We start from the raw sequence: 23,154 nt of genomic DNA on the forward strand, positions 1-23,154 counted from the left end.
CAGGAGTTGACCGCTGCTGCCGACCAGCGGCGAGGCGGCACTGACCAGTTCCGGCGTGATGGCCGGGGACGGACCCGAGTGCGAGGAGCCAGAGTAGCCGGGTATCGGTGCGCCAGGCGGCGATCCGCGTGTGATACCGTAGGAGGTCGGAGATTCCAGTCCGGAACATGACATACCAATCGCGCCAGAAGTACGCCAGAAGTGCGAGGAGCGTGCCGCCGTGGAGGCCGACATCATAGGCAAGCCCTTGGTCTTCCCATCCGAAGAGCGCCGGGACGAGGATGAGGTGTCCGGAGCTGGAGATGGGCAGGAATTCGGCGAGGCCCTGGACGAGCCCAAGGAGAACGGCGCGAACGAGGTCCACGTGGGAACGTTCAGGCGCGTTGGGCTAAGGGGCAACAGGGAAGGATTAGGGCTGGTTCAGTCGACGCTGGCAATTCTGGTGTAGCGCTCGATGACCGGGCGGCCAGCGAGGAGCCCGGCGAGCTTCGGGCCGAGGGCACGCATGTGGTCGGTTTTACCGTGGGCTTCGAAGGCCGCGGCGTCGCGGTAGTTTTCGTAGAAAAGGAAGGTGGTGGGGTCGCTATCGGAGACGTGGAGGGAGTAGGTCGGCACTGCGCCGGATTCTTTTTCTTTGACGGCGGCGACCATTTCGGTGAGGGCGGAGCGCAGTTCGGCTTCTTTGCCGGGCTGCGCCTGAAGCTTGGCGACGACGGTGATCAAGGGCGGACCTCCGAGGGGATGAGCTGGCATTCTACGGGATGCTCGCGCGAGCGCGTCGTGGCCGCGATGGGTCGGCGACGTGGCCAGTTGCGTGACAGGACGGACCTGCCCGCCGAGAATGCCGGAGATGTGGCTGCAGACGTTGCCAAGTGGGAGGGCGGCGAAGCTGCTGGAGGCGGCGCTTCGCCATCCGGCGGCCGAGCCGGGGGTTCGTTACCCGGCGTGGTATCTCCGGCGATGGCACTGTCTGCCCGAGGGGTACCTTTCGGACCGGAGTGTGGTGCTCTACGACCGGGTGGTGCGGCCCGTGTACTGGACGGGCAACGGCTCACGCGGGGCGAGGCTCATTGCGCGGTGGCTCGAGCGGACGGGGGCTCGGCGGGTGCTGGAAGTGGCACCGGGGCCGGGGCGGCTGCTGGCGAGCTTGCGGAACCGGTTGCCCGCTTTGGAGTTTCGTGGCATCGAGCTTTCCCCGTATTTTGTGGGCATGGCGCGGGGACGGCTCGGCGATGGCGCGGTGATCCATGGCGACGCGCGCGACCTTTCGCGCGCGATGGGGGTTTTCGATGCGGTGGTGGCAGCGCATTATCTCGGGCATCTTCCGCCTGACGAGCGGGGAGTTGCCTTCGAGGCGATGGCTGCGGCTGTGCGACCGGGCGGTTCGGTGGTGACGGTGGAGCATCGCTGGCACCGCTGGCCGGAATCTGGATCGCTGCGGTTGAAAGCCCGCCGCGGTGCTGGTTTTTCCGAGTTGCGGTTTTACCGGCGCGCCGCCGGCGAAGGAGGTGAACGGTGACGCTGCCAGCGAGCGAACGGGAGAGAATCCGCGCCTACCTGGTGGAAAAGGCCGGAACGAGTTCCGTCGAGGAGCTGATCGAGCGGGTGGAGGCTGGCATGGCGGAGTTGTGCGCGGCTGCCGAGGCGGTTCCGAGGGATCGGTTCGGGGAGCGGCCGCCGGGTGAGGAATGGAGCCCGCTGGATTGCTTGCAGCATACGGTGCATTGGAATTCCGAAGTCGCACGGGCGGTGCTGCACGCGGCGCTGACCGGGGAGGTGGTGGCGGGACCTATCCCTGCTGGCGCGCTGCCGCCGGACGACGCTGGAGTGCCATCAGAGCGGGAGGCGCTGATCGAGGCGATGAGGCAAGCGAATGTTTCGCTCTATGAGCACGTGCGTGCTGCCGATCCCGGGTCGTTTCTCGAGGTTCGTTGGGAGCACCCGTTCTTCGGGATGCTCAACTGGCGCGAGTGGCTGCTCTTTTTGCGGCTGCACGCGCTGGACCATGCTCGCCAGCTGACGGCCATGCGGGATGCTCTCCGTGCGTGAGCCGCGACCACTGCGGGTGGTGCACACGTCTGACGTGCACCTGGGTGCCTACGCGGGCAACGATACCCCCATCTGGGTCGAGCGGCGGCAGCGGATGGAGGCGGCGTTTTGCAGGGTAATCGACCTGGCGAACCGGGTCGGTGCGCAGGTGCTCTTGCTGGCTGGCGACATCTTCGATAACGACCGGGTGTCGGCGGAGACGGTGGAGTGGGCGGCGCGACAGATTGCGCGGTTCGAGGGCCAGGCGTTTCTCATCCCGGGGAATCACGACCCGATGGATCCCGGGGGCATCTACTGGCGACACGACATGGAGGCCATCGCGCGGCGGCTGACGATCGTTCGGGAGCATCGCGGTGAACTGGTCGAGCCGGAGGGGCTGGACCTGGTGGTCTGGGGGCGGGCTTATTTGGACAGCGACTGGCACTTCCGGCCACTGGAGGGTCTTCCGGACCGGCTGGATAGGCGGTGGCATCTGGCTCTGGCCCACGGGCACTTCGTGCCAGAGGGTGGGGAGAATCACCGTTCGCTGCCAATCCACGAGCGGGAGATCGCCGGGGCCCGCGGTCGCTGGGACTACATCGCGCTGGGGCATTGGGAGCCGCACGCAGACGTGAGCTGCGGCGGCGTGACGGCAGTATATTCCGGGGCACCGATGGCGTTGAGCGAGGCGAACCGTCGGGCAGGGCTGTGCACGGTGGTGGACTTCGACGGGGGAGGCGTGCGCTGGTGGGTGGAGCGAGTGGATCGGTAGGCTGCCGGCTAAGGGCTTGCCGTGGTAGATTGAGGGTGGGCGTGGCAGGGTAGCTCAGCCGGTCAGAGCGCACGACTCATAATCGTGAGGTCGGGAGTTCGAGCCTCCCCCCTGCTACCACGGCCTTGCTGCGTGGCCGATGTGGGGCGCGGCGGAGGGGCGATGTGTGGGCGGGCCGGTACTCCAAGGCGATCGTCGGGGTTCTCCGGGGCGCGTTTCGTTCGAGCTCCGCATTCGACACGCGGAGCGAGCCAGTCGTGGGTCGCGATGTTGGCATCGTTCGAACGGGTGTAGGGGCGACACGGTGTAGGCGGCGTGCGCGTGACGTAAGGCGGCTCATGGGGTCGGTGGCTCTTGGCGCAGGAGGTCGCCGGGCTGGAGCGCGGCTGCTGCGCCAGCGGGGAGTTCGACGACGGCGCGGGCGCCTTTGGCGGTAGCGATGCCGAGCCACGGTTTGACCCGCGCCGCGACCCTGATGATTGCGCCATCGGCATCCAGGAAGACAGCGTCGATCGGGAACCGCATGAGGAGCATGTGGATAGAGGAGCATGGTTCGATGAGGAGCCCCTCGCCGGGCTGGAGTGGGCGGCGAAGCATCAACCCGCGGAAGCGGGTCCAGAAGGTGTCCGCGACTTGGATACGGTCACCAAGGACCCGGCCGGTTGGCTCGTGCACGAGGCGAACGATACGCGGCACGACGGGAGGGTACCTCGGCAGCGCCGGTCGGGCTATCGGCGGGGCACTGGGAAGACAGTTCTGTGGTGTATCAGTTCTTCGCCGCGCCAGTTGCGGCCGCTGAAGGTGACGAGGATTTCGGTATCTCGGTCCTCGATGGTCAGGAGGCCGAATTGGCCGCCGCCGGGGTGGGCGCCCTCGGTGTAGGGGCCGCCTTTGAGCGATCCCCGGCGGTCGAGGGCGGCGGCGTGGTAAACGGGGAAGCCTGGACCGGCTCCGTTGGATGCGTACAGGTTGTTGGCGCCGCTATCGGCGGCGAGCATATGGGCATCGCCCGAGATCATGACGAGGTTGCGAATTCCGTTTTCTACGAGGAAGTCGGAGATGCGGCGGCGCTCTTCGGCGTAGGCGCCCCAGTTGTCGCTGCGGGTCTCGTTGGAAATCCACGGGACGCTATTGACCCAGATCGTGAGGGCCGCGGAGTCGCGGGCCGCGAGGAGCTCGTCGAACAGCCATGCGAGTTGGGGCGCTCCGAGCATGGACTTGGACGGCCCATCGGGGAGGTGGGAAGGGGCGCGTTCGGAGCGCGTGTCGGTGAGGATGACGCGGACGCGACCGATGGTGAACGCCTGGGCTATGGGGCCATCGAGCGGCAATGGGTAGTGCGGGACGATCTCGCGATAGACGGCGCGAGCCGCTTCGCGCGAGGCGGTCGTACGGTCGCTGTCGTTGCCGCCGTAGTCGTGGTCGTCCCAGGTGTAGGCGACCGGCACGTCGAGCCAGAGCGCCTGCTGGGCGGGCGCGCGCAAGGAGCGGGTGAAGGCGTCGCGAATGGCTTTGGGATCGGGTTCGTCGATATCCGCGTAGTGAAAGTCGCCGGTGTGGACGAAGAGGAGGGGGTTGGCTTCGCGGATGCGGTCGAAGACCTGTCCGCTGGAGCCGGTTCGGGCGCAGGCGCCGAAGGCGAGGGTGAAGGTCGCGGCGCCATCGGGGTAGGTCTGGACGGTGCCAGTCCGGCTTCTGTCCTCGCGTCCGCCGATGGCGATTGACCATCGATAGCGGGTGGCTGGTTGAAGTCCGGTCGGTTCGAAGCGGGCGATTCGGGCTGGGCTCACGGCGGTCGGGGGTACGCGGGCGACCTCGCTGCCATCGGACGCCCGGACGATGAGCTCGGGGGTGATGCCGCTGGCGGTGCTTGCGAGTCGGGCGGTGACGGCGAATGACTGCTGGGTTACGGCGCCCGACCAAGCCCACTCGACGAGTTCGACGGGAAGATGACGCAGGGGCGAGGCCGGGTGGGTTGGGCCGAGGTAGGCCTGGTGGACCCGAACGCCGACTCCTGTGAGCAGTGTGCACAGTGCGACGAACCCGGCGAGCCTGGTGAGCACCGGACGTGGGCTCCTGGCGACGGCTGGTGCGAGCGACAGGGCCGCGGCGAGGATAAGGACCGAGGCCCCAGCTATCCCGACGAGGGGGACGCTTCCGAGCCAGGCGACGGCGACGACGGACCAGGCTGTGGCAAGCCAAGGGAAGCTGGCGAAGGCGGGGCGACGGACAAAGGCAGCCGTGCCGAAGAGGGAGACGAGGGCGGCCCAAGAGAGGGCGGACGCTTCCCAGGGGCGTTCGAGGAGGGCGGGTTCACCGGCTCTCTCGAAGCTGGCGATGAGAATCGCGGCCAGGCCGACGAGCGCCAGAACGACGGCAAGAATCCGGGTGGCACGGGGTGCGGCCATAGCGCCGGGGAAAGGCCTTCGGCTCAGCGTTGGGCGGCGGCCTTTGGACGGTCGGGTACGGCGGCGAGGTCTTCGAGGCCCCGTGGGGCTCTGGGCACCTGGACCTTCTTGACCTGCTCGATGATGTACTTCGCGCGCTCGCGCTGTTCGGGCGTGGCGGCCGGAAGCGGCAGGGTGATACGCGATGCGTACTCGCGGTGGTTGGCGATGAAGTCGGGCAGGCGGTCGTAGGTGGATGTCTGGGCGAAGACGCGGAGGACGTCTTCGGGGATGACCCGCTGCATTTCGTCCCACTTGCCCTGAAGCGAGAGCTCGTGGAGCTGCATGCCGAGGCTCTTGAGCCCGTGGACTTCGAAGACTTCGTGGTAGGAGCGGGTGGAGCCGTAGAAAGAGATGGGCTGGCGGAGGCGTTCGAGGCCTTGTTCGATTTCGGATTCGGTTTCGCCGAATACGGTGAATCCGCCGCCGGCGATTTCGATGTCCTGCCAGGTTCGGCCGGAGCGCTTGAGGCCGATCGCGACGTTCGGTAGGACCACCTCGCGCATGTATTTATCGGTCATGAAGCCGTGTGGCATGACGACATCGGCGACTTCGCCGGCGACGCGAGCCATTGCATCGCCGACGCAAGCAAGACCAACTTTCGGGCGTGGGTACGGGATCGGCCCGGGGTTGAAGTTCGGGGTCATGAGGGTGAAGTGGTAAAAGCGGCCGATGAACTCGGGTTTCTTGCCGTCCTGGAAGGAGTCCCAGACGGCGTGGAGCATCCTGATGTACTCCTTCATGCGGGTGGCCGGAGCCCCGGGCCAGTCGACGCTGAAGCGGTGTTGGTTATGGCCTTTCACTTGGGAGCCGAGGCCGAGGACGAAGCGGCCCTTGCTGAGGTGCTGGATATCCCAGGCTTCCATGGCCAGGACGGTCGGGGAGCGGGGAAAGGCGATGGTTACGCTGGTTTGGACCTCGAGCTTTTCGGTGGTGTAGGCGGCGATGGTAGCGGCGAGGATGGAGTCGTGTTGGGTTTCCGGGGTGGATGCGAAGTCGTAGCCGAGCTCCTCGGCGCGGCGTGCTTGTTCGGGGACGGCGGTGAGCCATGACCCGCCGAAGCCTGAGCCTACTTTCATCGGGGTGTCCTTTCGGGGAAGGTGGGATTGGGGCGAAGTCTACGCCGAAGACAGATGCGCTGCTATGCGGCGGGGGCGAGGCGAAGTACCTTTCCCTTTACGTCAGGGTTGCGGTTTGTTAGTGTGCGCGGAGCTTCGAACGATAGGGTAGGAGAAGGCGATGGACTTTCGAGATACTCCGGAGCAGGCGGCGTGGCGCGCCGCGGTGCGTGCATTTCTCGAGAAGGAACGGCCCAAGGTCGATCCGGATGCGAATCTGATGGAGCTGGCGCGTGAGCGTGGTGGCGCACTGCGGGAGTGGCGCGAGAAGCTCGCGAAGCAGGGTTGGATTGCGCCGGCCTGGCCGAAGGAGTACGGAGGGGCGGGGCTCGGCGTGATGGAGCAATTCATCATGAACGAGGAATTCGCGGAAGCGCGGGCGCCGCAGGTGGGCGGCATGGGCGTCTCGATGATCGGGCCGACGCTCATTATCCACGGCAACGACGAGCAGAAGCGGGAGCACCTGGGCGCGATCCTTCGTGGGGAGGTGCAGTGGTGCCAGGGGTACAGCGAGCCAGGCTCGGGATCGGACCTGGCGAGCCTGCAAACGCGCGCTGTGCGCGATGGGGATGACTTCATCATCAATGGGCAGAAGATCTGGACATCCGGGGCGCACAATGCGGACTGGATGTTCATGCTGGCGCGGACGGACCCGGATGCGCCGAAGCACCGGGGTATCACGTACTTTCTCGTGGACATGAAGAGCCCGGGCATTACGGTCCGGCCGTTGATCAACATGGCCGGCGGGCACCAGTTCAACGAGGTGTTTTTCGAGGACGTGCGGGTGCCGGCGCGGAACGTGGTGGGAGAAATCAACCGCGGATGGTATATCGGGACGACGACGCTGGACTTCGAGCGTTCCTCCATCGGGAACGCGGTCGGCCAGCGGCAGACGTTGGAGTACTACCTCCGGTATTGGCACGAGCACAAGGGGCAGCCAGTCACGGCGAGCGCGAGTGCGGCCTTCCGGAGCGAGTTCGCGGACCGCTGGATCGAAGCGGCGACCGCGAAGATGTTGAGCTATCGGGTCATCAGCATTCAGGCATCCGGGCGGGTGCCGAATCACGAGGCGTCGATCGCGAAGCTGTTCAATACGGAGCTGAGCCAGCGCATCGCGCGGACGGCGATGAAGCTGCTCGGGACGTCGGCGCTGTTGACGGGACGCGAGGCTCCGATGAAGGGGAGGGCCCCGGGGAGCTACCTCCAGACGGTCTCGTCGACGATCGCGGGAGGCACGAGCGAGATTCAGCGGAACATCATCGCGACCCGCGGCCTGGGGCTCCCGCGCGGCTGAGGCGCGCAGTTTTCTATCGACCTACGCGGGGGCTCGGGTGGGAACTCGGGCCCCCGCTTCGATCGGGCTGCGGTAAACCGGGGTTTCTGTGGCCCCTTTGGTGCTTGTCGTGCGAGGAGGGGGCCGTAGACTTGGTGCCGATGCGTTTCGCTGCAGGTGCGGCAGCTCTCATGGCGGCGTTGGCAGTCGTGATTGTGGCGTCGGCGCATGCCGAGCCGAGCAGGGCGAGGCCGGGCGACGGAGCGGTGCTCGACGCGCCGCCGACCGAGGTCGTATTGGTGATGACGCAGGACATGGTGCGTCGGCCAGGGGCCAACGCGATCGACGTATTCGATGGGAGCGGCAATGAGGTAACGGCGGAAGATGCACAGGTCGACGCCAACGACAGACGACGGCTTTCGGTAGCGCTTCCTCCGAACCTTCCACCCGGGGAGTACCTCGTGCGGTGGAGGACGTTGAGCGCTGACGACGGCGACGCGGCGAGCGGGGAGCTCCGATTCAGGGTCGACCCTGGGGCAACGCCCCATCCGGGGCGGGAGGTCTTGGGGGAGAGCCTGCTCGGCGGCAGTCCCGATGTGGAGACGGGAGCCTCGCCGAGGCTCGAATCTGGGGCTGGGAACGGTGGCACCGGCTGGGTACTGGTGGCTGCGCTGGGGGCGATTGGGCTGCTGTTGGGCATTGGTGCGGGCGTGATCGTGAGCAGGCGCGGGGCATGAAGCGGCGGGCGCTTCTGCTGCTGGTGATCGCCGTGACCCTCGGTGGGCTGTTTGGACGGCCGGGGCACGCATCGGCGCACGCAGCCCTCAGGGCGTCGGAGCCGGCGGCGAATGCGTTTCTCCGGCAAACACCGAACGAAGTCATCCTCGATTTCACGGAGCCAATCGACGCACGGGCGAGCCAATTGCGGTTGCTCGACGGACGGGGGAACGAAGTAGCGGTCGGGGCGCCCGTCATCGCCGGGGCGAGGATGCGTGCGTCGGTTCCGGAGCTCCTGCCGGGCGTCTACAACGTGGTGTGGGCCAACGTGTCGCTGGTCGACGGCCATGCGCTTTCCGGTTCGTTTCCGTTCACGGTGCTGAATCCGGACGGTTCGGTCCCGGACGCGACCAACGTGGTTGGCCTGATGAGTAGCGATGCCGACCGGCCCGGGCGCGCGGACGGGACGGCAGTGAGGTTCCTGGCGCTTCTGGGGCTGATCCTGGCTGCTGGCGCGTCGGTCTTGGCACTGCTCTGGCCCGAGGCGCCGGGGGGCATTCGGATCCGCCTCGGGCAGGCGGCACTGCTGGGCGGGGCAGCGAGCCTCGTCGCAGCCGGTCTTTCGCTGACGCTGTTGCTGGATACGTACCAGGGGCTCGCGCCAGGGGCAGCGGTGCTCGAAACGCGGGTGGGTCGGTATTGGCTCGCCCGATTGGTCTTGGTAGGAGCGATGCTGGGAGCAGCGGCCGCCTTCCGGCGAGCGCCGCGGGCGGCACCGCTGGTGGTGCTCGGAACGGCAGGTGGGCAGCTGTGGACGTTCACCGCGACGAGCCATGCGGCAGCCGTGCCCGGGAGCAACTGGGCGATGGCCATCGACGTCGTGCATGCGGGGTCGGCGATCGGCTGGATGGGCGCAGTGGCGGGGGCGGTCGTCGCCGCCCGGTTCGGGGAGCGGCGGGACCCGTGGCGGCCCCTGATGCGACGCTTCACACGGCTCGCTTCGGTACTGGTCTATGTGCTGCTGGCGACCGGCTTGCTGGCGGCGTTGGTCCACGTCGACGCCGGAGCGAAGCTGATGGAGACCCGGTACGGCCTGGTGTTGCTGGCCAAGGTGGCGCTGGTGGCGCCGTTGCTCGCTATCGGGCTGTACAACGCGCGCCTGGGGCGCGTTCGGCTGATGGAGGAGCGCCGTGGTGAACCGCGACGATTTCTGTTCGGCGCGGCGGCAGAACTGGCGGTGGGGCTGTTCGTGGTCGCTGCAGCGGCGTTGCTGAGCCAGACGACGACGAGCCGCTCGATCGTGCTGGAGCCGGAGCGCCGCCCATTCGAGATGACCGCGCCCGCCGGTGACTTGGCGGTGACGCTGAGGGTCGACCCGAATCGCACGGGGCTGAACGATTTCCGGGTACGGCTGGCCAGGGCGACCGGAGAGGCCGTCGACGCGCAGCTCGTGCGGTTGGTTTTCCGTTACCAGGAGGACCAGACGCTCGGCCCCTCGGTGCTGACCTTGACTGCGCAAGGGGGCGGCGAGTTCGTCGCACGGGGTCCCTATCTGCCGCTGGAAGGCCGCTGGCGCGTCGAGGTGGAGGTCCGGCGGGCGGATGCTGACGATGTGCGGACCTTTTTCGATGTGCGGCCGTCGGGGGCGTTCGCCGCCACGGCCCCGCCTGGTGGCGGGGGGTGGTCGTTGCCGGCGGCCGGGGTTTCTTGGAACCAGTTTGGCGGGCTGGTGGCGCTATTGGCCGGGATGGGACTTGCCTTGGCGCGTGGCTGGGCACGCCAGCTGCACCACCGCCTCGGGTGGGCGACGAGCGCCGGGACGCTGGCGGGTGTGGGGCTGGGAACGCTCCTGCTGTTTGGGGTGCATGCTCACGAGCCGCAGGCGGGGCTACCGACGAACCCGGTGTTTCCGGATGCGGATTCGATCGCGCGCGGGCGGGCGCTGTACGAAGCGAACTGCGTCAAATGCCACGGTCGCACGGGCGTTCCTCCACCCGGCCTGAACCTGGAGCCCTACCCGCTGGACCTGACGGTCCATGTTCCGCAGCACCCGGACGGGCAGCTCTATCGATTCATCGCAGACGGGATCCCGGGAACGGCGATGCCGGCGTGGAGGGAGCAGGGGCTCACGGACGAGGAGATCTGGCATCTCGTGAACTATCTACGGACGCTGGCGCCAGTGACGCAGTAGGCCGCGTGATCGGCCTCCGGGCGAGGGCGCGGCAGCTCGGGTATGATCCGGGGCTGCCGGGAGACAGCACCGGCAGGAGGTTCGAGACGATGGTCACCATCATCGGGAATGTGCGCCCCGAGGACGATTTCACCCATCCGTTGGGGCCGGAGGAGAACTTCAACGAATCGGTCTACTTCAACTTTTTCGACCGGGAGCGGCAGATGGGCGGCTTTCTGCGCATTGGCAACCGGGCGAACGAGGGGTATGCGGAGGTCACGGTCATCGTCTATCAGCCGGACGGATCGGCGCTCTTCAATTACAAGCGGCCGCAAATTTCGAGCAACGATGGCTGGAATGCTGGCGGGCTCCAGGTCGAAGTGCTAGAACCCGGGCAGCGGTTGCGGACGACCTACGAGGGCTCGGTGGTCTACCTGAAGGATCCTCGGGAGATGCGCGAGCCGAGCGTGGCGTTCAAGGAGAATCCACATCAGCGCATTCGGCTGGATCTGGTGCACGAGGGAGTCGGGCCGATTTACGGACACGTGGCGGATGCGAATTCGCAAAACGAGTTCGCGCGTGCGCATTACGAACAGCACATGCGGGTGACGGGGACGCTGCAACTGGGCGATGGGCCGGAGCTCCCGATCACGGGCTACGGATTGCGGGACCACTCCTGGGGCCCTCGCTACTGGCAATCGACTCCTTCCTATCGATGGATCACTGGTAACTTCGGCGACGATCTGGGGATGGTGCTTTCGATCGTTGGCGAACGGATCGGTGGGGTGTTCCACAAGGGGCCCGATACGATCATCAATGTCAAGGACATTGCGCTCGAGACGGAGTACGAGGAGGGGACGAATTACCACCGAGCGCTGAAAGCGACGGTGACGCTGGCGAACGGCGAGGTCCACGAGATCGAGGGCACGGTGCGCGGATTCATCCCGTTGCGGAATCGTCGTGCGGGCAAATTCACGCACATCGGCGAGGGGATGACCGAGTACGTGTTGGACGGTGAGCGGAGAGGGTACGGCCTCAGCGAGTACCTCGACCAGGTCGAGTAGGCCGTGCAACGGGAGGAAGTCCAGCTCGGGTTGGAGCGGTTCCTGGCGGCGCGGACCGGCGGTGGAGTTACGGTTTCGAATCTCGTCCGCCTTTCCGGGGGCGCATCGCGGGAGACGTGGGCGTTCGACGCGGAAACACCGGCGGGGAGGATCGAGGGTATCCTGAGGGCCGATCCGGTGCCCGGGGCGCCGACCATTCCTGGGCGGGAGTTGGAGTTTCACCTCATCAAGGCTGCCTGGGATGCGGGGGTCACCGTGCCCGAGCCGCTCTGGGACGGTGACGAGACGTTTCCGGTGAAGTTCTTCGTGATGCGGCGGGTGCCAGGAGAGACGCTGGGCGCTCGGTTGATTCGCGGCCCGCAATACGCGAAGGCGCGCGAGGTTATCCCCATGCAGCTGGCACGGGACCTGGCTCGGATTCACAGCATTCGGGAAGGCGACCACCCCGAGCTGAGCGCCCTGGAACGGCCGCCGGCGGGCAAGAGCGCAGCGGAGGCGCAGCTCGATTATTACGAGAACAGCTACCGAACGGCGGAACTGGACCCGCATCCGGTGTTCGAGCTTGCGATTCGCTGGCTCAGGCAGCACCTCCCGCCGCTGGGCGAGGAGGTGCTGGTCCACGGTGACTTCCGGTTAGGGAATTTCATCTTCGACGAGACGGGGGTTCGCGGCATTCTCGATTGGGAGCTCGCGCACTGGGGCGACCCGATGGAGGACCTCGGCTGGCTGGCGGTGAAGTCGTGGCGCTTCGGGGGGAAGCTGCCTATCGCCGGGGTCGGGACACGAGAGGCGTTCATCGAAGCGTACGAGGCTGCGGGCGGGCGGACGGTGAACCGCCAACACTTCCTGTGGTTCGAGATGTTCGGCAATTTGAAGTGGGGCGTGATCACGATGACGCAAGCAGCGACCTACCTGACCGGGCGAAATCGAAGCGTCGAACTGGCAGCGATCGGCCGGCGGACGGCGGAGACGGAGATCGTGCTACTCGAGCTCCTCGAGGGGAGGTGGGATTGATGCAGGACCGGCCGACGTACGACGAACTGCTCGAGGCGGTGGCGGGCTACCTCCGCGACGATGTGATGCCGAACACACAGGGGCGGCTGAGCTTTCATGCGCGGGTGGCGATGAACGTTGTGGAAATGCTCCGGCGAGAGCTGGCGACGATGGAGGAGCACCTCGCGCGGGAGTGGGATGGCCTCGACCATCTCCTGGGCGTGGAGCCGATGCCGCCACGCCTGTCGAACGTGCGCGAGGCACTCGAGCGCCGAAACGAAGCGCTCTGCGACCGGATCCGGAAAGGGGAAGCGGACGAGGGGCCGTGGCGGCTGGCCGTGCTCGGCCATTTGCGGACCGTCACGCTGGACAAGCTGGCAGTCTCGAATCCGGCGCTGGCTGAGGAGTACCGCGACCGCGCCTGATCCTGATCGAGGTGGGTCAGGTAGGCATCGGGATGTTGGCGGCTTGGCGAAGGGCGGCTTCGCGTGCCGCGGCCTCGGCGAGCCTTTTCGCCTCGGCTCGTTCCTTCCGGGTGAACTCTGGCATGACTTCTTGGGCGAAGAGTCGGAGGCTGGCGAGCACTTGCTCCTGCGGGATGGTTTCGCCGGTATCGATGAGGAAGACCATGCGGTCGACGCCGACTTCTTCCCACCACTTGAGGGCTTGGATACACGCTTGCGGGTCGCCGATCGGGGTGCCCTCGCGGACGGGCCCGACGACGTCGCCGGGGCGGTTGCGGAGCGGGGCAGCGCTGGCGTGGGCGTGGTAAGCGGGCGAGGGGTAGATGCTGCCGACCCCTACGAGGTGGGCCGCGCGGAGTCCGAACTGGAACGCCGCCATTCCGCCGATGGCCTTTGCGCGCGCGTCATCCTCGTCGCAGTACATGAAGGCGACGCCGTTGACTTGCTCGTTGACGGTCTCGCCGATCGGCTCGCAAGTGCGGATGGCACGGCGGTAATCCTTGACCATCTGTTGGTAATCGAGGGGGGCGCCGAGCGTGACGCCGAGCATGCCCATGCCGCGCTCGCCGGCTTGGACGGCGGTCTCGGGCGACTGGACGGCGACCCAGAGCGGCGGGTGGGGCTTCTGGAGGGGTTTCGGGATGACGTTCCGCTGGGGCATCGAGAAGTGGCGGCCACTCCAGGAGAAGTTGTCGGCCGTCCACATTTTGACGACGGCGCGGGTGCACTCGTCCCACATTTCTTTCGTGAGGTCGGGCTCGCAGCCGAATCCGGCGAGTTCGGTCCAGGTGGCGGCGCGGCCTGTTCCGAACTCGAGGCGACCGTTGCTGAGGATGTCGAGGGTGGCGGCACGCTCGGCGACGCGCGCCGGGTGGTTGACGGGCGGGAGCATGAGGGCGATGCCGTGCCCGAGGCGGATGTTCTTGGTCTTGGCTGCGCAGTAGGAGAGGAAAACTTCTGGCGCGGAGGAGTGGGAATACTCTTCGAGGAAGTGATGCTCGACCTCCCACACCTGATCGAACCCGAGCTCGTCGGCAAGGACGACCTGTTCGACGGCCTGGTGGAGCACGCGGTGCTCGGAGTGGTCATCCCATGGCTTGAGGACGGAGTGCTCATAGAAGATGCCGAATTTCATTGGCGCATCACCCCGGGAGGTCGTAAGCCGAAGGCTAACGATTATGCTAGCATCCTGCCACCGGGCTCCGGAGGGTGCCTTTGGCGAAGGTGCGACTGGTGACGGACACGACGACGTGTCTGGGTGGCACGGCGGCTGCGGAGCTTGGGATCGCGGTCGCGCGGGGGAGTTTCGCCTTCGCCGACGAACGGGTCGTGGACGATGAGCTGGCCTGGCGGGCGGCGTACGACCGCATGCGGGCCGGGGCGGGAGTGCCCCGTACCTTCGCACCGGCCGAGGCGGCGTTTTTGGAGCATTTCCGGCCGGCGGCCGAGCGTGGGCAAGCGGTGCTTTGTCTGGTGACGCCGTTCGATGTGAGCCCGAGCTTCACGACGGCTTCGGCGGCGATGTTGACGGTGCAGGACGAGGTCCCGACGGCCCGGATCAAGATTTCGAACCCGGGTGTCGGGCACGCGGGGCTCGGCGCGCTGTTGGCGACGGCGGCCGAGCTAGCGCTTGCCGGCACCGACCTGGACGCCCTCCTGGCGCAACTGGAGGAACTCGCGCCCCGTGCCGATGCGCTCGTGGTGCCCGAGACGACCAGCTGGCTGGGGGCGGCGGGTCGGCTGGCCATGGTAGAGGAGCGGCTGGGCGACTTGGATGGCGATTGGCCGGTTGTGCGCATCGGGACGCGGGTGACGGGGGTGGCCCGCGCATCGACGCACGAGGAGGCGCTGGAGGTTGCGATCCGAAAGGTTGGCGAGCGGGCCGGAGATTCGGTGCTGAACGGCGTCGTTGCGCACGCCGGGGCCCCGGGCCTCGCTGAGGAAGCGGCCGACCGGCTGCGGGCGCGTTACTCGGTGGAGCGGCTCTTTGTGACGGAGCTCTCGATGGCGATCGGCGCGGTGGTTGGACCAGGCGCGGTCGCGATTGGCATTGCGCCGGTTGGCGCAGGAGGGTAGGAAGGTGCCAGACCGTGGTTTGCGTACGATCGAGGGGCTCGCGCCGGAAGGGTTCGACGCTGGGCCCCTCGTTATCGAGGGGCGATGGTTGCAGCTCACGTTCGAGGTGGACCGGGACGCGGCGCTGCGCTGGATGCCTGTGGACGTGACGCGGCCGATTCCGTGTTACGGGCGGTTGTTGGTCGTACTTGGGGAGGGTGAGCGCGGGCGGCTGGAGTTCGCTGTGCTTTCGGTCGGCGGTCGGTTTCGCATGATCCCGCGGAACGTGCTGGTCGAGGCGGTGAGCGTTGGGAGCGCCCGCCTGCCGGCGCTTTGGGGGCCGCTCCGATCGGGCGAGGTGGACGTCGGGCGAGTCGGCGAGGATTTCGCGGTCCAGATCAGCCGGGAGGGGAAGCTGTTGGTGGAGGCGAGCTTCCCGAGGCCGTATGCGATCGACCCGGCGATGCTGCGGTGGGATGGATGGGTGGTCTATGCGTCGGAAGGAGGGAGGGATGTGCTGGCGGAGGCGCCGGTCGAAGTCGGTGCGACGGCTGCGTGGCTTTCGAAGGGGGCCGCGATGACGCCAGCAAGGGGGCTCGATCGCGCCGACCCGTGGTACCAGCTGCGAACGCTGTTGCCGATTTCGGCGTGTATGGCGGAGGGTCGGCTTGCGATAGGGCCGGCGAAGGTGCCGGCGCCGATGGTGCTGTCCTAGATAGCCGCCTGTGCAACGGGCAGGACGCCGGCGGCTGTGTTAGATTCGGCCCCACGGGCAGGCAGACCGAAGGAGGAGGGTTCCGAGAACATGAAATTCGGCATCTTTTACGAAATTTCAGTCCCGCGGCCATGGGGGCCCACGACGGAGTACGAGGTTTACCAGAACTGTCTGGAGCAGGTGAAGCTGGCGGACGAGCTAGGCTTCGATCAGGTGTGGGCTGTCGAACATCACTTCCTCGAGGAGTATTCGCACTGTTCCGCCCCCGAGGTGTTCCTGACGGCGTGCGCGATGGTGACGAAGAACATCCGTATCGGTCGGGGAATCGTGGTCTGTGTGCCCGAGTTCAATAGCCCGATCAAGGCCGCGGAGGTCGCGGCGACGATGGATATCGTGTCGGGAGGGCGGCTAGAGTTCGGGACTGGTCGGTCGGCGACCTGGACGGAGCTCGGTGGGATGGGGGCGGACCCGGACGAAACGAAGAAGACTTGGGACGAGTGGGTTCGCGTCATCCCGAAGATGTGGACGGAGGAGCGGTTTGGCTACCAGGGGCGAGCGTTCAGCATGCCGCAGCGCGCGGTGCTGCCGAAGCCGCTGCAGAAGCCACACCCGCCGATGTGGGTGGCGGTGACGAGCCCGGGAACGGAGCTGGATGCGGCCGACCGTGGGATGGGGAGCCTCGGGCTGACGTTCGGTGGGTTCGCGGAGCAGGAGAAGAAGATCGCGGAATACCGGCGGCGCATCCGGTATTGCGATCCGGTGGGTTCGTTCGTGAACGAGCAGGTGAATACGGTGAATTTCCTGTTCTGCCATGAAGACAACGAGTACGGGGCGAAGACGGGGCAGCGGCTCGCGGGGACGTTCAACTATCTCGCGGAGCAGCTGCTGGCCGCGCGGCAGGCGTATCCGACGCGTTCGTACCCGAACCTTGGGTTGCTGCCGGCGCTCCGCCGGGAGGCGACGAGCGCACCGGAGGGGCAGATCCCGGAGGGGCTCTGCATCGGCAACCCGGACCGGATCGTGGAGGTCGTGAGGAAGTGGGAATCGGTCGGGGTCGACCGGATCAACTTCCTGTTGAACGCGATCGAGACGGTGCCGCAGGAAGAGGTGCTGGCAAGCTTGCGCCTGTTCGCCAAGGAGGTGATGCCCAAGTTCGCGGAGAAGCCGACGAAGGCGACGGTCGCGGTGGGAGGGGATTGAGATGCCGCTCGTAGGAACGCGTCCATCGAGCGATTTTGCGAGCGGCCCGCTGCTCGACCCGCCAGCCGAGGAGCCATGGCGGCTGTCGGGTGTCCAAATTCTGCAGCTGATGTACGAGATCGACCAATCTGGCATGACGAGCCTGTTGCCACCTGCGCTTCACCCGACGATTCCGCCGACGCTGGTGGTCACCGCGTGGCGAGTGCCGGAGAGCCCAGCCGGGCCGTTCACGCTCGTCGAAGCGAAGGTCGGCTGCCGTTCGGGGGCCCGCCCACGCGCGCTGAGCGTACGTGCGTTCTGCGATTCGCCGGAGGCGCGCGAGGCGCTAGCTGCACGATGGGGCTATCCGCTGGCGCCAGCGGATATCGGGTTCGCTCGGCGCTACGACCGGTGTTGGGTGAGGGTGGCCGAGGCGGGCGCGTTGGTTTTGGAGGCCCACCTCGTCGACCCGTTGGCGATCAGTGGAGGGGACATCCAGTATCTGGCGACGCTGAACGCGGCGCGGGTGGAACGTGAGGGGCGGGTGGTTCCGCGACTCATCCAGGTTGACCCTGAATATCAGTTTCATGGCGCCGAGCGGGGGGTGCCGGAGCTGCTGGTATTCGACGGTGATGCTTTCGGGCTCCCCGGAGCGGACCCGTACTGGCCAGTCAGCGCGTCGTACGCAGTGGCTGATGTTGCGATGCCGGAGCTGCGTTATTTGGTCGACCCGGCCAAGCCGCCGCTGGCCGCGGTGGAGCGAATCTAGGGGACGGTCGCTGGCCCGAGTTGGGCCGCGAGTTCGGAGGGCGTCGTGGCGGGCGTTCGGCACGCCATGTTCTCGCAGACGTACGCAAGCGCGCGGTCGTCGTCCGGTTCGCGGCCTTCGAAGAGGGCGAGCCCTTGGGCGTCGGAGCTTGGTGCGATGACGGTAAAGGGCAGGTAGCGGTCGGCGAGAATGGATTCGAAGGGCCCGCGTGCTTCTGGCTGGCCGACGATGACGATTTCGCGATGCGGCGCGAGCGTGAACTCGATGGTCTGGAGAATCGTGCCGAACCCAGTGACGGCGCGAAGGAGATGGTCGGCGACGGCTGCGACAACGGAATCCACGGTGCGCTCCCAAGCTGCAACGCCGAAGTAACGGCCGAGCCAAAGGCCGAGGAGTGCGGCGGAGCCGTTGCCGGAAGGTGTGGCGGCGTCGAAGAAACTGCGTTGCCGGACGATGAGCGGTTCGGCATCGCTCGCGGTGTCGAAGAAGGTGCCGCTCTGGGGGTCGTGGAAACGGGCGAGGGTCGTTTCCCATAGTTCGCGCGCCCACTGGAGCCACTGGAGGTCGCCGGTGGTTTTGTAGAGCTCGACGAGGCCGAGTCCGAGGTAGGTGTAGTCGTCGAGCATGCCGGGGATGCGGGCCTGACCTGCCTTCCAGGTGTGGTAGAGCAGGCCGTCGCGCCAGAGGCTCTCGCGAAGGAATTCGGCGAGGCGCTTGGCGGCGATGCCGTAGGCTGGTTCGCCGAGCACGCGCGCGGCCTCGGCGAGGGCGGCGAGGGCGAGGCCGTTCCAGTCGGTGAGGATTTTGTCATCGAGTCCTGGGGGCACGCGCTCTTGGCGGGCGTAGAAGAGGCGCTCCTGGATGGTTTCCATGCGGTCGAGGATGTGGTCGAGGGGGCCGAAGCGTCGCTCGAGGTCCTCGACGTCGGGACGGGCGGTGAGGACGTTGCGGCCGGTGATTTCGGGATGGTGGGGGTCGTGAAAGTTCCCTTCGGGGGTGACGCCGTACCAGGCGATGGCGAGTTCAGCATCCTCGCCGAGGACGTGCTCGAGCTCGGTGGTGGTCCAGAGGTAGTACTTGCCTTCGATGCCTTCGCTGTCGGCATCGAGTGCGGCGTAGAAGCCGCCGGCGGGATCTTGCATCTCGCGGAGGAGGAACTCGAGGGTTTCGTGGACGACTCGGGCGAAGCCTCCGTCGCCGGTGAGTTGGTAGCCGTGGAGGTAGAGCCGGGCGAGCTGGGCGTTGTCGTAGAGCATCTTTTCGAAGTGGGGGACTATCCAGGCTTCGTCGACGCTGTAGCGTGAGAATCCGCCGCCGATTTGGTCGTAGATTCCGCCGGTGGCCATGGCCCGGAGGGTGTGGAGGGCCATGGCGCGAGCTCCCTGCCCGGCTTGGGTGTCGGGGTGTAGAGCGGAATAGGCGAGGAGAAATTCGAGGTTGGACGGCGAGGGGAACTTCGGAGCCATCCCGAATCCGCCCCATTTGGTGTCGAAGGACTCGGCGAAGGCCTCGACGGCGCGGGCGGTAGTGGCCGCGTCGATGCCGTCGCCGGGGCCGGCGGGGCGAGAGGCGGCGGTGCGCAGGTGCTCGGTGAGGCCGCGGGCAGATTCGAGGATGCGTTGACGGTCGGACCGCCATTTTTCGGCGAGGAACTCGAGGACGCGGGGAAAACCGGGACGGCCGTGGCTATCTTCGGGCGGGAAGTAGGTACCTGCGTAGAACGGCTCGCCTTCGGGGGTGAGGAAGACGGTCATGGGCCAGCCGCCCTGGCCGGAGATGGCCTGGACGGCGGCCATGTAGACAGCGTCGACGTCGGGGCGTTCTTCGCGGTCGACCTTGATGTTGATGAAGTGGCGGTTCATCAGCTCGGCGACCGCGGGGTTCTCGAAGGATTCGTGCGCCATGACGTGGCACCAGTGGCAGGAGCTGTAGCCGACCGAAAGGAGGATCGGCTTGTCTTCGGCACGGGCCCGTTCGAACGCCTCGCTGCCCCATGGGTACCAATCGACGGGGTTGTCGGCGTGCTGGAGGAGGTAGGGGCTGGTTTCGTTGGCGAGGCGATTCGGCATGCTTCCACGGTACAGGATTCGCGCTGGCGTTGCTGTCGACATGGCTGGGCGGGCAGGGCAGAATGCGGCGCGTGGTAGCCGATTTGGTGTTTCGCGAAGCAACGGTCGTCGATGGATCCGGGGCGCCTGGGTTCGTTGCGGACGTGGCGGTGGCGGGTGACCGGCTCGTTGCAGTTGGAGAGGCCGGGGCTGGACGGCGGGAGGTGGATGCGCGGGGGTTGGTGCTTTGTCCGGGTTTCGTGGATCCCCATTCGCACGACGACGGCGCGTTTTTGCGGCACCCGGACTTGCGGTTCAAGTTGGCGCAAGGGGTGACGACGGACGTCAGCGGCAACTGCGGTTTCAGCACGGTGCCGAACGAGCCCGGCCGGGAGTACATGCCGGGCGATATTTCGGGGCCCGGAGCGGAGTGGACGGACCTCGCGAGCTATTTCGCGGCCTGCATGACAAAGGGGCCGGCTATCAACAACCTGATGCTCGTCGGGCACAATCGGGTACGGGCTCATGTGATGGGGCTGGAGCATCGGGCGCCGAGGGCGGAGGAGTTGGCCGAGATGCGGGGGCACGTGGCGCGGGCGATGGAGCAGGGTGCAGCTGGGCTTTCGACGGGGCTGATCTATGCGCCTGGGCGGTATGCCGAGACGGAGGAGGTCGTGGGGCTCGCGCGTGCGGTGGCGCCCTACGGGGGCCTCTACGTGACGCATATGCGGAACGAGGCGGACCGGCTGCTCGAGGCGGTGGACGAGGCGATTACGGTCGCTCGCCAGGCGGGGGTGGGGCTTCACATTTCGCACCACAAGGCGGCGGGACGGCGGAATTGGGGCCGCGTCGGCGAGTCGCTGGCGAAGGTGGATGCCGCCAACGAGGCGGGAACGAGCGTGACGCTGGATGTGTACCCGTACACGGCCGGTAGCGGTCCGATGTGGCAGTACGTGAACCTCGACGCGATCGATCGGGAATGGGCGGAGGGTGTGATGATCGCGTCCTGCCCGGACCGGAGGGACTTCGAGGGCCGCATGGTGCCGGAGATTGCGCGGTCGGAGGGTTGGAGTGTGGAGGAGGCGGTACGCCGCATCGTCGAGGGTGAACGCGGCAAGGAGGTCATTTGCATTCAGTTCATCATCTCCGAGGCGGACATCGAGACGAATCTTCGGCATCCGCGCATGTTCGTTGGGTCGGACGGGATTCCGGTGCTGAAGGGGAATCCGCACCCGCGGCTTTTCGGGACGATGCCGCGGGTGTTGGCGAGGTACGTGCGCGAACGGGGCGTGTTGTCGTTGGAGGAGGCGGTGCGGAAGATGACCTCGGCACCATGCGAGCGCTTCGGCATCGCGGGACGGGGGTTGGTGCGGGAGGGGTATTTCGCGGACTTGGTGCTGTTCGACCCTGCGACCATCGCGGATACGGCAACGTACGAGCGGCCGAAGCAGGAACCGCAGGGTATCCGGATGGTGGTGGTGAACGGGAAAGTCGCTTTCGAGGACGGGCTGCACACGGGCGTGGGGGCTGGGCGGATGTTGCGGTATGGGCAAGAGGCGTGAGGGTACAGGGCGGGTAAGGCCCCGGGGCCGTATAGTCGCGGGCACGAGAATCCAGCGAGGAGGACTGCGCGATGCAAAAGCCGGCGGTTGCGCTCGCCGCTGCGGTGGGCCGGAGAAAGTGGACGGTCGAGACGGCGAAGAGGTTGGAAGACGCCGGGTTTTCCGGCATCTACTGCGCGAGCTTCGGGGATGGGATGGGGCTGTGCCTTTCGATCGCCCATGCGACGAATCGGATCAAGTTCGGGACATCGATCATTCCGATTTACTACCGGGTGCCGTTCGATCTGGCGCAGTCGGCGGCGTACATCCACGAGATCAGCGACGGTCGGTTCTACCTCGGAATCGGCGTGAGCCACGCTCCTTCGAATGCCCGGATCGGGGCAAAGCCGGGCAAGCCATTGAGCGATATGCGGCAGTACGTGGAGGCGATGCGCTCGGCCTCGCAACAGGTAGGGCCGCTGCCGCCGATCGTGCTGGCGACCTTGCGGAGACGGATGGTGGACCTGGCCGTGGAGATCGCGGAGGGAGCCGTTTGGGCGAACGCTGCCCGTTCACATATGCCGGAGTCGCTTTCGCACATTCCGGCGGAGAAGCGGGAAGGGGACTTCTTCATCGGGGACATGATCCCGATGTGCATCGACGACGAGGACCCGACAGCCGCGGCGAACGTGATGAAGCGGGTGCTCACGGGCTACGTGATGCTGCCGAATTACCGCAATTACTGGAAGGAGGCGGGGTACGTGGAGGAGATGGAGGCGATCGAGGCGGCGCTGGCACGTGGCGATCGGGAGGCTTTGCCCGGGCTGATGAACGAGCGCTGGCTTTCGGACTGCACGCTGTTCGGAACGCGGCAACAGGTGTTGGATGGTCTGGAGCGGTGGTACGCGGCCGGCGTGAAGACACCGATCGTGGTGCCATCCTCGACGAAGGGCGGACAGGTGAAGGCGTTCGAGGAGCTGTTCGCTGCCTTTGCCTGACCGCCCGGAGGGCGCGGCGCCTAGAATGTGTTGTGTGTTCGAACGCGAGCTGGAGATCGCCCGCGAGGCCGCTCTGGCGGCTGGGGAAGTGGTCGAGCGCTTTCGGCGGGAAGGTGTGAGGTATGGACGGAAGGCGGGCCGCGAGCTGGTCTCCGAAGCGGACCTCGAGGCTGCGGCTCTGCTGGAACGGCGGCTGCGAAGCGCTTTCCCGAGCGATGGCTGGCTGAGCGAGGAGCACCGGGATTCGCCCGAGCGCCTGGGGGCGGCGAGGGTGTGGGTGGTCGACCCGATCGATGGCACGAGGGAGTATCTACTGGGCATTCCGGAGTATGCGGTGTCGATCGCGCTGGTGGCCGATGGCTCGCCGGTCCTCGGGGTTGTGCACAATCCGGCGACGGGGGAGCTGTTCGCCGACCGCTGCTGGGGTGCGGAGGAGCGGCCGCCGACGGAGCCGACGGGGCTGGCATTCGAGGCGCTGGTGGGTCGGGGGGAACATGCGTGGGACGATCTGCCGCCGCTGCCGGAGGGGACAATCGTCCGGCCCGTCGGGAGCGTGGCGTATCGGCTCGCGCTGCTTTCGCGCGGGGATGGCAATGCGACGCTGACGGGGTTCGGACGGGCCGAGTGGGACGTAGCGGCGGGGGCGGCTCTCTGCCTGGCCGCTGGGCTCCGGGTGACGGGGGTGCTGGGGGACCCGCTGCGATTCAACCAGCCGCGGCCGTTCGTCCGCGGGCTTCTGGCGGCAGAGCCGGGGCTGCACGAACGGCTCGTGCGCTTTTTCGCACCATTCGCTCGGGCATAGC

23 protein-coding genes and 1 tRNA gene are annotated in these 23,154 nt (G+C 66.9%); 17 read left to right on the forward strand and 7 right to left on the reverse strand.

Features of this window, described 5'->3' with window-relative positions:
* Together VAE53_RS06890 and VAE53_RS06895 are read right to left on the reverse strand one after the other, a co-directional pair.
* Window positions 1–364 (reverse strand): undecaprenyl-diphosphate phosphatase (locus tag VAE53_RS06890; RefSeq protein ID WP_322818630.1); only part of this gene is annotated, 364 nt, incomplete at its 3' end.
* Between the two features lie 56 nt (window positions 365–420).
* Window positions 421–723, reverse strand: a complete 303-nt coding sequence (locus tag VAE53_RS06895) for a putative quinol monooxygenase (protein WP_322818631.1) — start codon at window positions 721–723, stop codon at window positions 421–423.
* Between the two features lie 127 nt (window positions 724–850).
* Here VAE53_RS06895 and VAE53_RS06900 point away from each other — a divergent pair, with 127 nt between their 5' ends.
* From VAE53_RS06900 to VAE53_RS06915, 4 genes are all read left to right on the forward strand, one after another.
* On the forward strand, window positions 851–1,519 hold the full coding sequence (locus VAE53_RS06900) for a class I SAM-dependent methyltransferase (RefSeq protein WP_322818632.1): 669 nt from the start codon (window positions 851–853) through the stop codon (window positions 1,517–1,519).
* Entirely contained in the window at window positions 1,516–2,049 is a 534-nt protein-coding gene (locus VAE53_RS06905) for a DinB family protein (RefSeq protein ID WP_322818633.1), read from the forward strand. Before VAE53_RS06900 ends, VAE53_RS06905 begins: the two co-directional genes overlap by 4 nt.
* Window positions 2,042–2,800: a metallophosphoesterase gene (locus VAE53_RS06910; RefSeq protein WP_322818634.1), complete on the forward strand. Its 759-nt coding sequence runs from the start codon at window positions 2,042–2,044 to the stop codon at window positions 2,798–2,800. Before VAE53_RS06905 ends, VAE53_RS06910 begins: the two co-directional genes overlap by 8 nt.
* Window positions 2,801–2,843: 43 nt before the next feature.
* Window positions 2,844–2,920: transfer RNA gene (locus tag VAE53_RS06915), tRNA-Met, on the forward strand.
* Between the two features lie 216 nt (window positions 2,921–3,136).
* On the opposite strand, the gene VAE53_RS06920 is transcribed toward VAE53_RS06915, so the two are convergent.
* The 3 genes from VAE53_RS06920 to VAE53_RS06930 are packed head-to-tail and all read right to left on the reverse strand — an operon-like array spanning window position 3,137 to window position 6,326.
* Window positions 3,137–3,496: a DUF192 domain-containing protein gene (locus VAE53_RS06920; RefSeq protein ID WP_322818635.1), complete on the reverse strand. Its 360-nt coding sequence runs from the start codon at window positions 3,494–3,496 to the stop codon at window positions 3,137–3,139.
* A gap of 32 nt (window positions 3,497–3,528) precedes the next feature.
* Entirely contained in the window at window positions 3,529–5,208 is a 1,680-nt protein-coding gene (locus VAE53_RS06925) for an alkaline phosphatase D family protein (protein ID WP_322818636.1), read from the reverse strand.
* Window positions 5,209–5,231: 23 nt separating this feature from the next.
* The gene (locus VAE53_RS06930) at window positions 5,232–6,326 is read right to left on the reverse strand and encodes a TIGR03617 family F420-dependent LLM class oxidoreductase (protein ID WP_322818637.1); all 1,095 of its coding nucleotides are present in this window, start codon (window positions 6,324–6,326) and stop codon (window positions 5,232–5,234) included.
* Between the two features lie 160 nt (window positions 6,327–6,486).
* On the opposite strand from VAE53_RS06930, the gene VAE53_RS06935 reads away from it, so the two are divergent.
* The 6 genes from VAE53_RS06935 (at window position 6,487) to VAE53_RS06960 (ending at window position 13,007) form a co-directional block, all read left to right on the forward strand.
* Window positions 6,487–7,659, forward strand: a complete 1,173-nt coding sequence (locus tag VAE53_RS06935; protein ID WP_322818638.1) for an acyl-CoA dehydrogenase family protein — start codon at window positions 6,487–6,489, stop codon at window positions 7,657–7,659.
* 140 nt (window positions 7,660–7,799) lie between these two features.
* Window positions 7,800–8,375 carry a copper resistance protein CopC gene (locus tag VAE53_RS06940; RefSeq protein WP_322818639.1) on the forward strand — a complete coding sequence of 192 codons (576 nt, stop codon included), beginning with the start codon at window positions 7,800–7,802 and terminating at the stop codon, window positions 8,373–8,375.
* Window positions 8,372–10,546 carry a copper resistance protein CopC gene (locus tag VAE53_RS06945; RefSeq protein WP_322818640.1) on the forward strand — a complete coding sequence of 725 codons (2,175 nt, stop codon included), beginning with the start codon at window positions 8,372–8,374 and terminating at the stop codon, window positions 10,544–10,546. Before VAE53_RS06940 ends, VAE53_RS06945 begins: the two co-directional genes overlap by 4 nt.
* A gap of 89 nt (window positions 10,547–10,635) precedes the next feature.
* Window positions 10,636–11,589 (forward strand): hypothetical protein, encoded by a 954-nt coding sequence (locus VAE53_RS06950; protein WP_322818641.1) that lies wholly within the window; start codon window positions 10,636–10,638, stop codon window positions 11,587–11,589.
* Between the two features lie 3 nt (window positions 11,590–11,592).
* On the forward strand, window positions 11,593–12,603 hold the full coding sequence (locus VAE53_RS06955) for a phosphotransferase family protein (protein ID WP_322818642.1): 1,011 nt from the start codon (window positions 11,593–11,595) through the stop codon (window positions 12,601–12,603).
* Entirely contained in the window at window positions 12,603–13,007 is a 405-nt protein-coding gene (locus VAE53_RS06960) for a DUF6285 domain-containing protein (protein ID WP_322818643.1), read from the forward strand. Before VAE53_RS06955 ends, VAE53_RS06960 begins: the two co-directional genes overlap by 1 nt.
* 16 nt (window positions 13,008–13,023) lie before the next feature.
* Here VAE53_RS06960 and VAE53_RS06965 read toward each other — a convergent pair whose 3' ends face one another.
* Window positions 13,024–14,181, reverse strand: coding sequence for an LLM class flavin-dependent oxidoreductase (locus tag VAE53_RS06965; protein WP_322818644.1), 1,158 nt, complete (start codon window positions 14,179–14,181; stop codon window positions 13,024–13,026).
* Between the two features lie 89 nt (window positions 14,182–14,270).
* Between VAE53_RS06965 and VAE53_RS06970 the strand changes: the two genes are divergently transcribed.
* The 4 genes from VAE53_RS06970 (at window position 14,271) to VAE53_RS06985 (ending at window position 17,764) form a co-directional block, all read left to right on the forward strand.
* The gene (locus VAE53_RS06970; RefSeq protein ID WP_322818706.1) at window positions 14,271–15,122 is read left to right on the forward strand and encodes a DegV family protein; all 852 of its coding nucleotides are present in this window, start codon (window positions 14,271–14,273) and stop codon (window positions 15,120–15,122) included.
* A 4-nt stretch (window positions 15,123–15,126) separates the two neighbouring features.
* Entirely contained in the window at window positions 15,127–15,816 is a 690-nt protein-coding gene (locus tag VAE53_RS06975) for a hypothetical protein (RefSeq protein ID WP_322818645.1), read from the forward strand.
* A 90-nt stretch (window positions 15,817–15,906) separates the two neighbouring features.
* Window positions 15,907–17,016 (forward strand): LLM class flavin-dependent oxidoreductase, encoded by a 1,110-nt coding sequence (locus VAE53_RS06980; protein WP_322818646.1) that lies wholly within the window; start codon window positions 15,907–15,909, stop codon window positions 17,014–17,016.
* A gap of 1 nt (window position 17,017) precedes the next feature.
* Window positions 17,018–17,764 carry an acetoacetate decarboxylase family protein gene (locus VAE53_RS06985; protein WP_322818647.1) on the forward strand — a complete coding sequence of 249 codons (747 nt, stop codon included), beginning with the start codon at window positions 17,018–17,020 and terminating at the stop codon, window positions 17,762–17,764.
* On the opposite strand, the gene VAE53_RS06990 is transcribed toward VAE53_RS06985, so the two are convergent.
* Window positions 17,761–19,833 carry a thioredoxin domain-containing protein gene (locus VAE53_RS06990; RefSeq protein ID WP_322818648.1) on the reverse strand — a complete coding sequence of 691 codons (2,073 nt, stop codon included), beginning with the start codon at window positions 19,831–19,833 and terminating at the stop codon, window positions 17,761–17,763. The two genes, VAE53_RS06985 and VAE53_RS06990, sit on opposite strands and share 4 nt — an antisense overlap.
* 71 nt (window positions 19,834–19,904) lie before the next feature.
* On the opposite strand from VAE53_RS06990, the gene VAE53_RS06995 reads away from it, so the two are divergent.
* The 3 genes from VAE53_RS06995 to VAE53_RS07005 all read left to right on the forward strand — a co-directional run bounded on the left by VAE53_RS06995 (window position 19,905) and on the right by VAE53_RS07005 (window position 23,153).
* Window positions 19,905–21,374, forward strand: a complete 1,470-nt coding sequence (locus tag VAE53_RS06995) for a D-aminoacylase (RefSeq protein ID WP_322818649.1) — start codon at window positions 19,905–19,907, stop codon at window positions 21,372–21,374.
* A gap of 71 nt (window positions 21,375–21,445) precedes the next feature.
* A complete protein-coding gene (locus VAE53_RS07000) occupies window positions 21,446–22,351 on the forward strand; it encodes an LLM class flavin-dependent oxidoreductase (RefSeq protein ID WP_322818650.1) in 906 nt (301 codons plus the stop codon).
* A 34-nt stretch (window positions 22,352–22,385) separates the two neighbouring features.
* Window positions 22,386–23,153 carry an inositol monophosphatase family protein gene (locus VAE53_RS07005; protein ID WP_322818651.1) on the forward strand — a complete coding sequence of 256 codons (768 nt, stop codon included), beginning with the start codon at window positions 22,386–22,388 and terminating at the stop codon, window positions 23,151–23,153.
* Window position 23,154: the final 1 nt, after the last annotated feature.

It is taken from the genome of Tepidiforma sp. (assembly GCF_034432735.1).
In the GTDB taxonomy this organism is placed as follows: domain Bacteria; phylum Chloroflexota; class Dehalococcoidia; order Tepidiformales; family Tepidiformaceae; genus Tepidiforma.

Bases quoted from the DNA above. Each gene is read 5' to 3' on its own strand.
- VAE53_RS06900 (WP_322818632.1), top strand. From the start codon at position 851: ATGTGGCTGCAGACGTTGCCAAGTGGGAGGGCGGCGAAGCTGCTGGAG.
- VAE53_RS06925 (WP_322818636.1), bottom strand. From the start codon at position 5,208: ATGGCCGCACCCCGTGCCACCCGGATTCTTGCCGTCGTTCTGGCGCTC.
- VAE53_RS06930 (WP_322818637.1), bottom strand. From the start codon at position 6,326: ATGAAAGTAGGCTCAGGCTTCGGCGGGTCATGGCTCACCGCCGTCCCC.
- VAE53_RS06935 (WP_322818638.1), top strand. From the start codon at position 6,487: ATGGACTTTCGAGATACTCCGGAGCAGGCGGCGTGGCGCGCCGCGGTG.
- VAE53_RS06940 (WP_322818639.1), top strand. From the start codon at position 7,800: ATGCGTTTCGCTGCAGGTGCGGCAGCTCTCATGGCGGCGTTGGCAGTC.
- VAE53_RS06945 (WP_322818640.1), top strand. From the start codon at position 8,372: ATGAAGCGGCGGGCGCTTCTGCTGCTGGTGATCGCCGTGACCCTCGGT.
- VAE53_RS06950 (WP_322818641.1), top strand. From the start codon at position 10,636: ATGGTCACCATCATCGGGAATGTGCGCCCCGAGGACGATTTCACCCAT.
- VAE53_RS06960 (WP_322818643.1), top strand. From the start codon at position 12,603: ATGCAGGACCGGCCGACGTACGACGAACTGCTCGAGGCGGTGGCGGGC.
- VAE53_RS06965 (WP_322818644.1), bottom strand. From the start codon at position 14,181: ATGAAATTCGGCATCTTCTATGAGCACTCCGTCCTCAAGCCATGGGAT.
- VAE53_RS06980 (WP_322818646.1), top strand. From the start codon at position 15,907: ATGAAATTCGGCATCTTTTACGAAATTTCAGTCCCGCGGCCATGGGGG.
- VAE53_RS06985 (WP_322818647.1), top strand. From the start codon at position 17,018: ATGCCGCTCGTAGGAACGCGTCCATCGAGCGATTTTGCGAGCGGCCCG.
- VAE53_RS06990 (WP_322818648.1), bottom strand. From the start codon at position 19,833: ATGCCGAATCGCCTCGCCAACGAAACCAGCCCCTACCTCCTCCAGCAC.
- VAE53_RS07000 (WP_322818650.1), top strand. From the start codon at position 21,446: ATGCAAAAGCCGGCGGTTGCGCTCGCCGCTGCGGTGGGCCGGAGAAAG.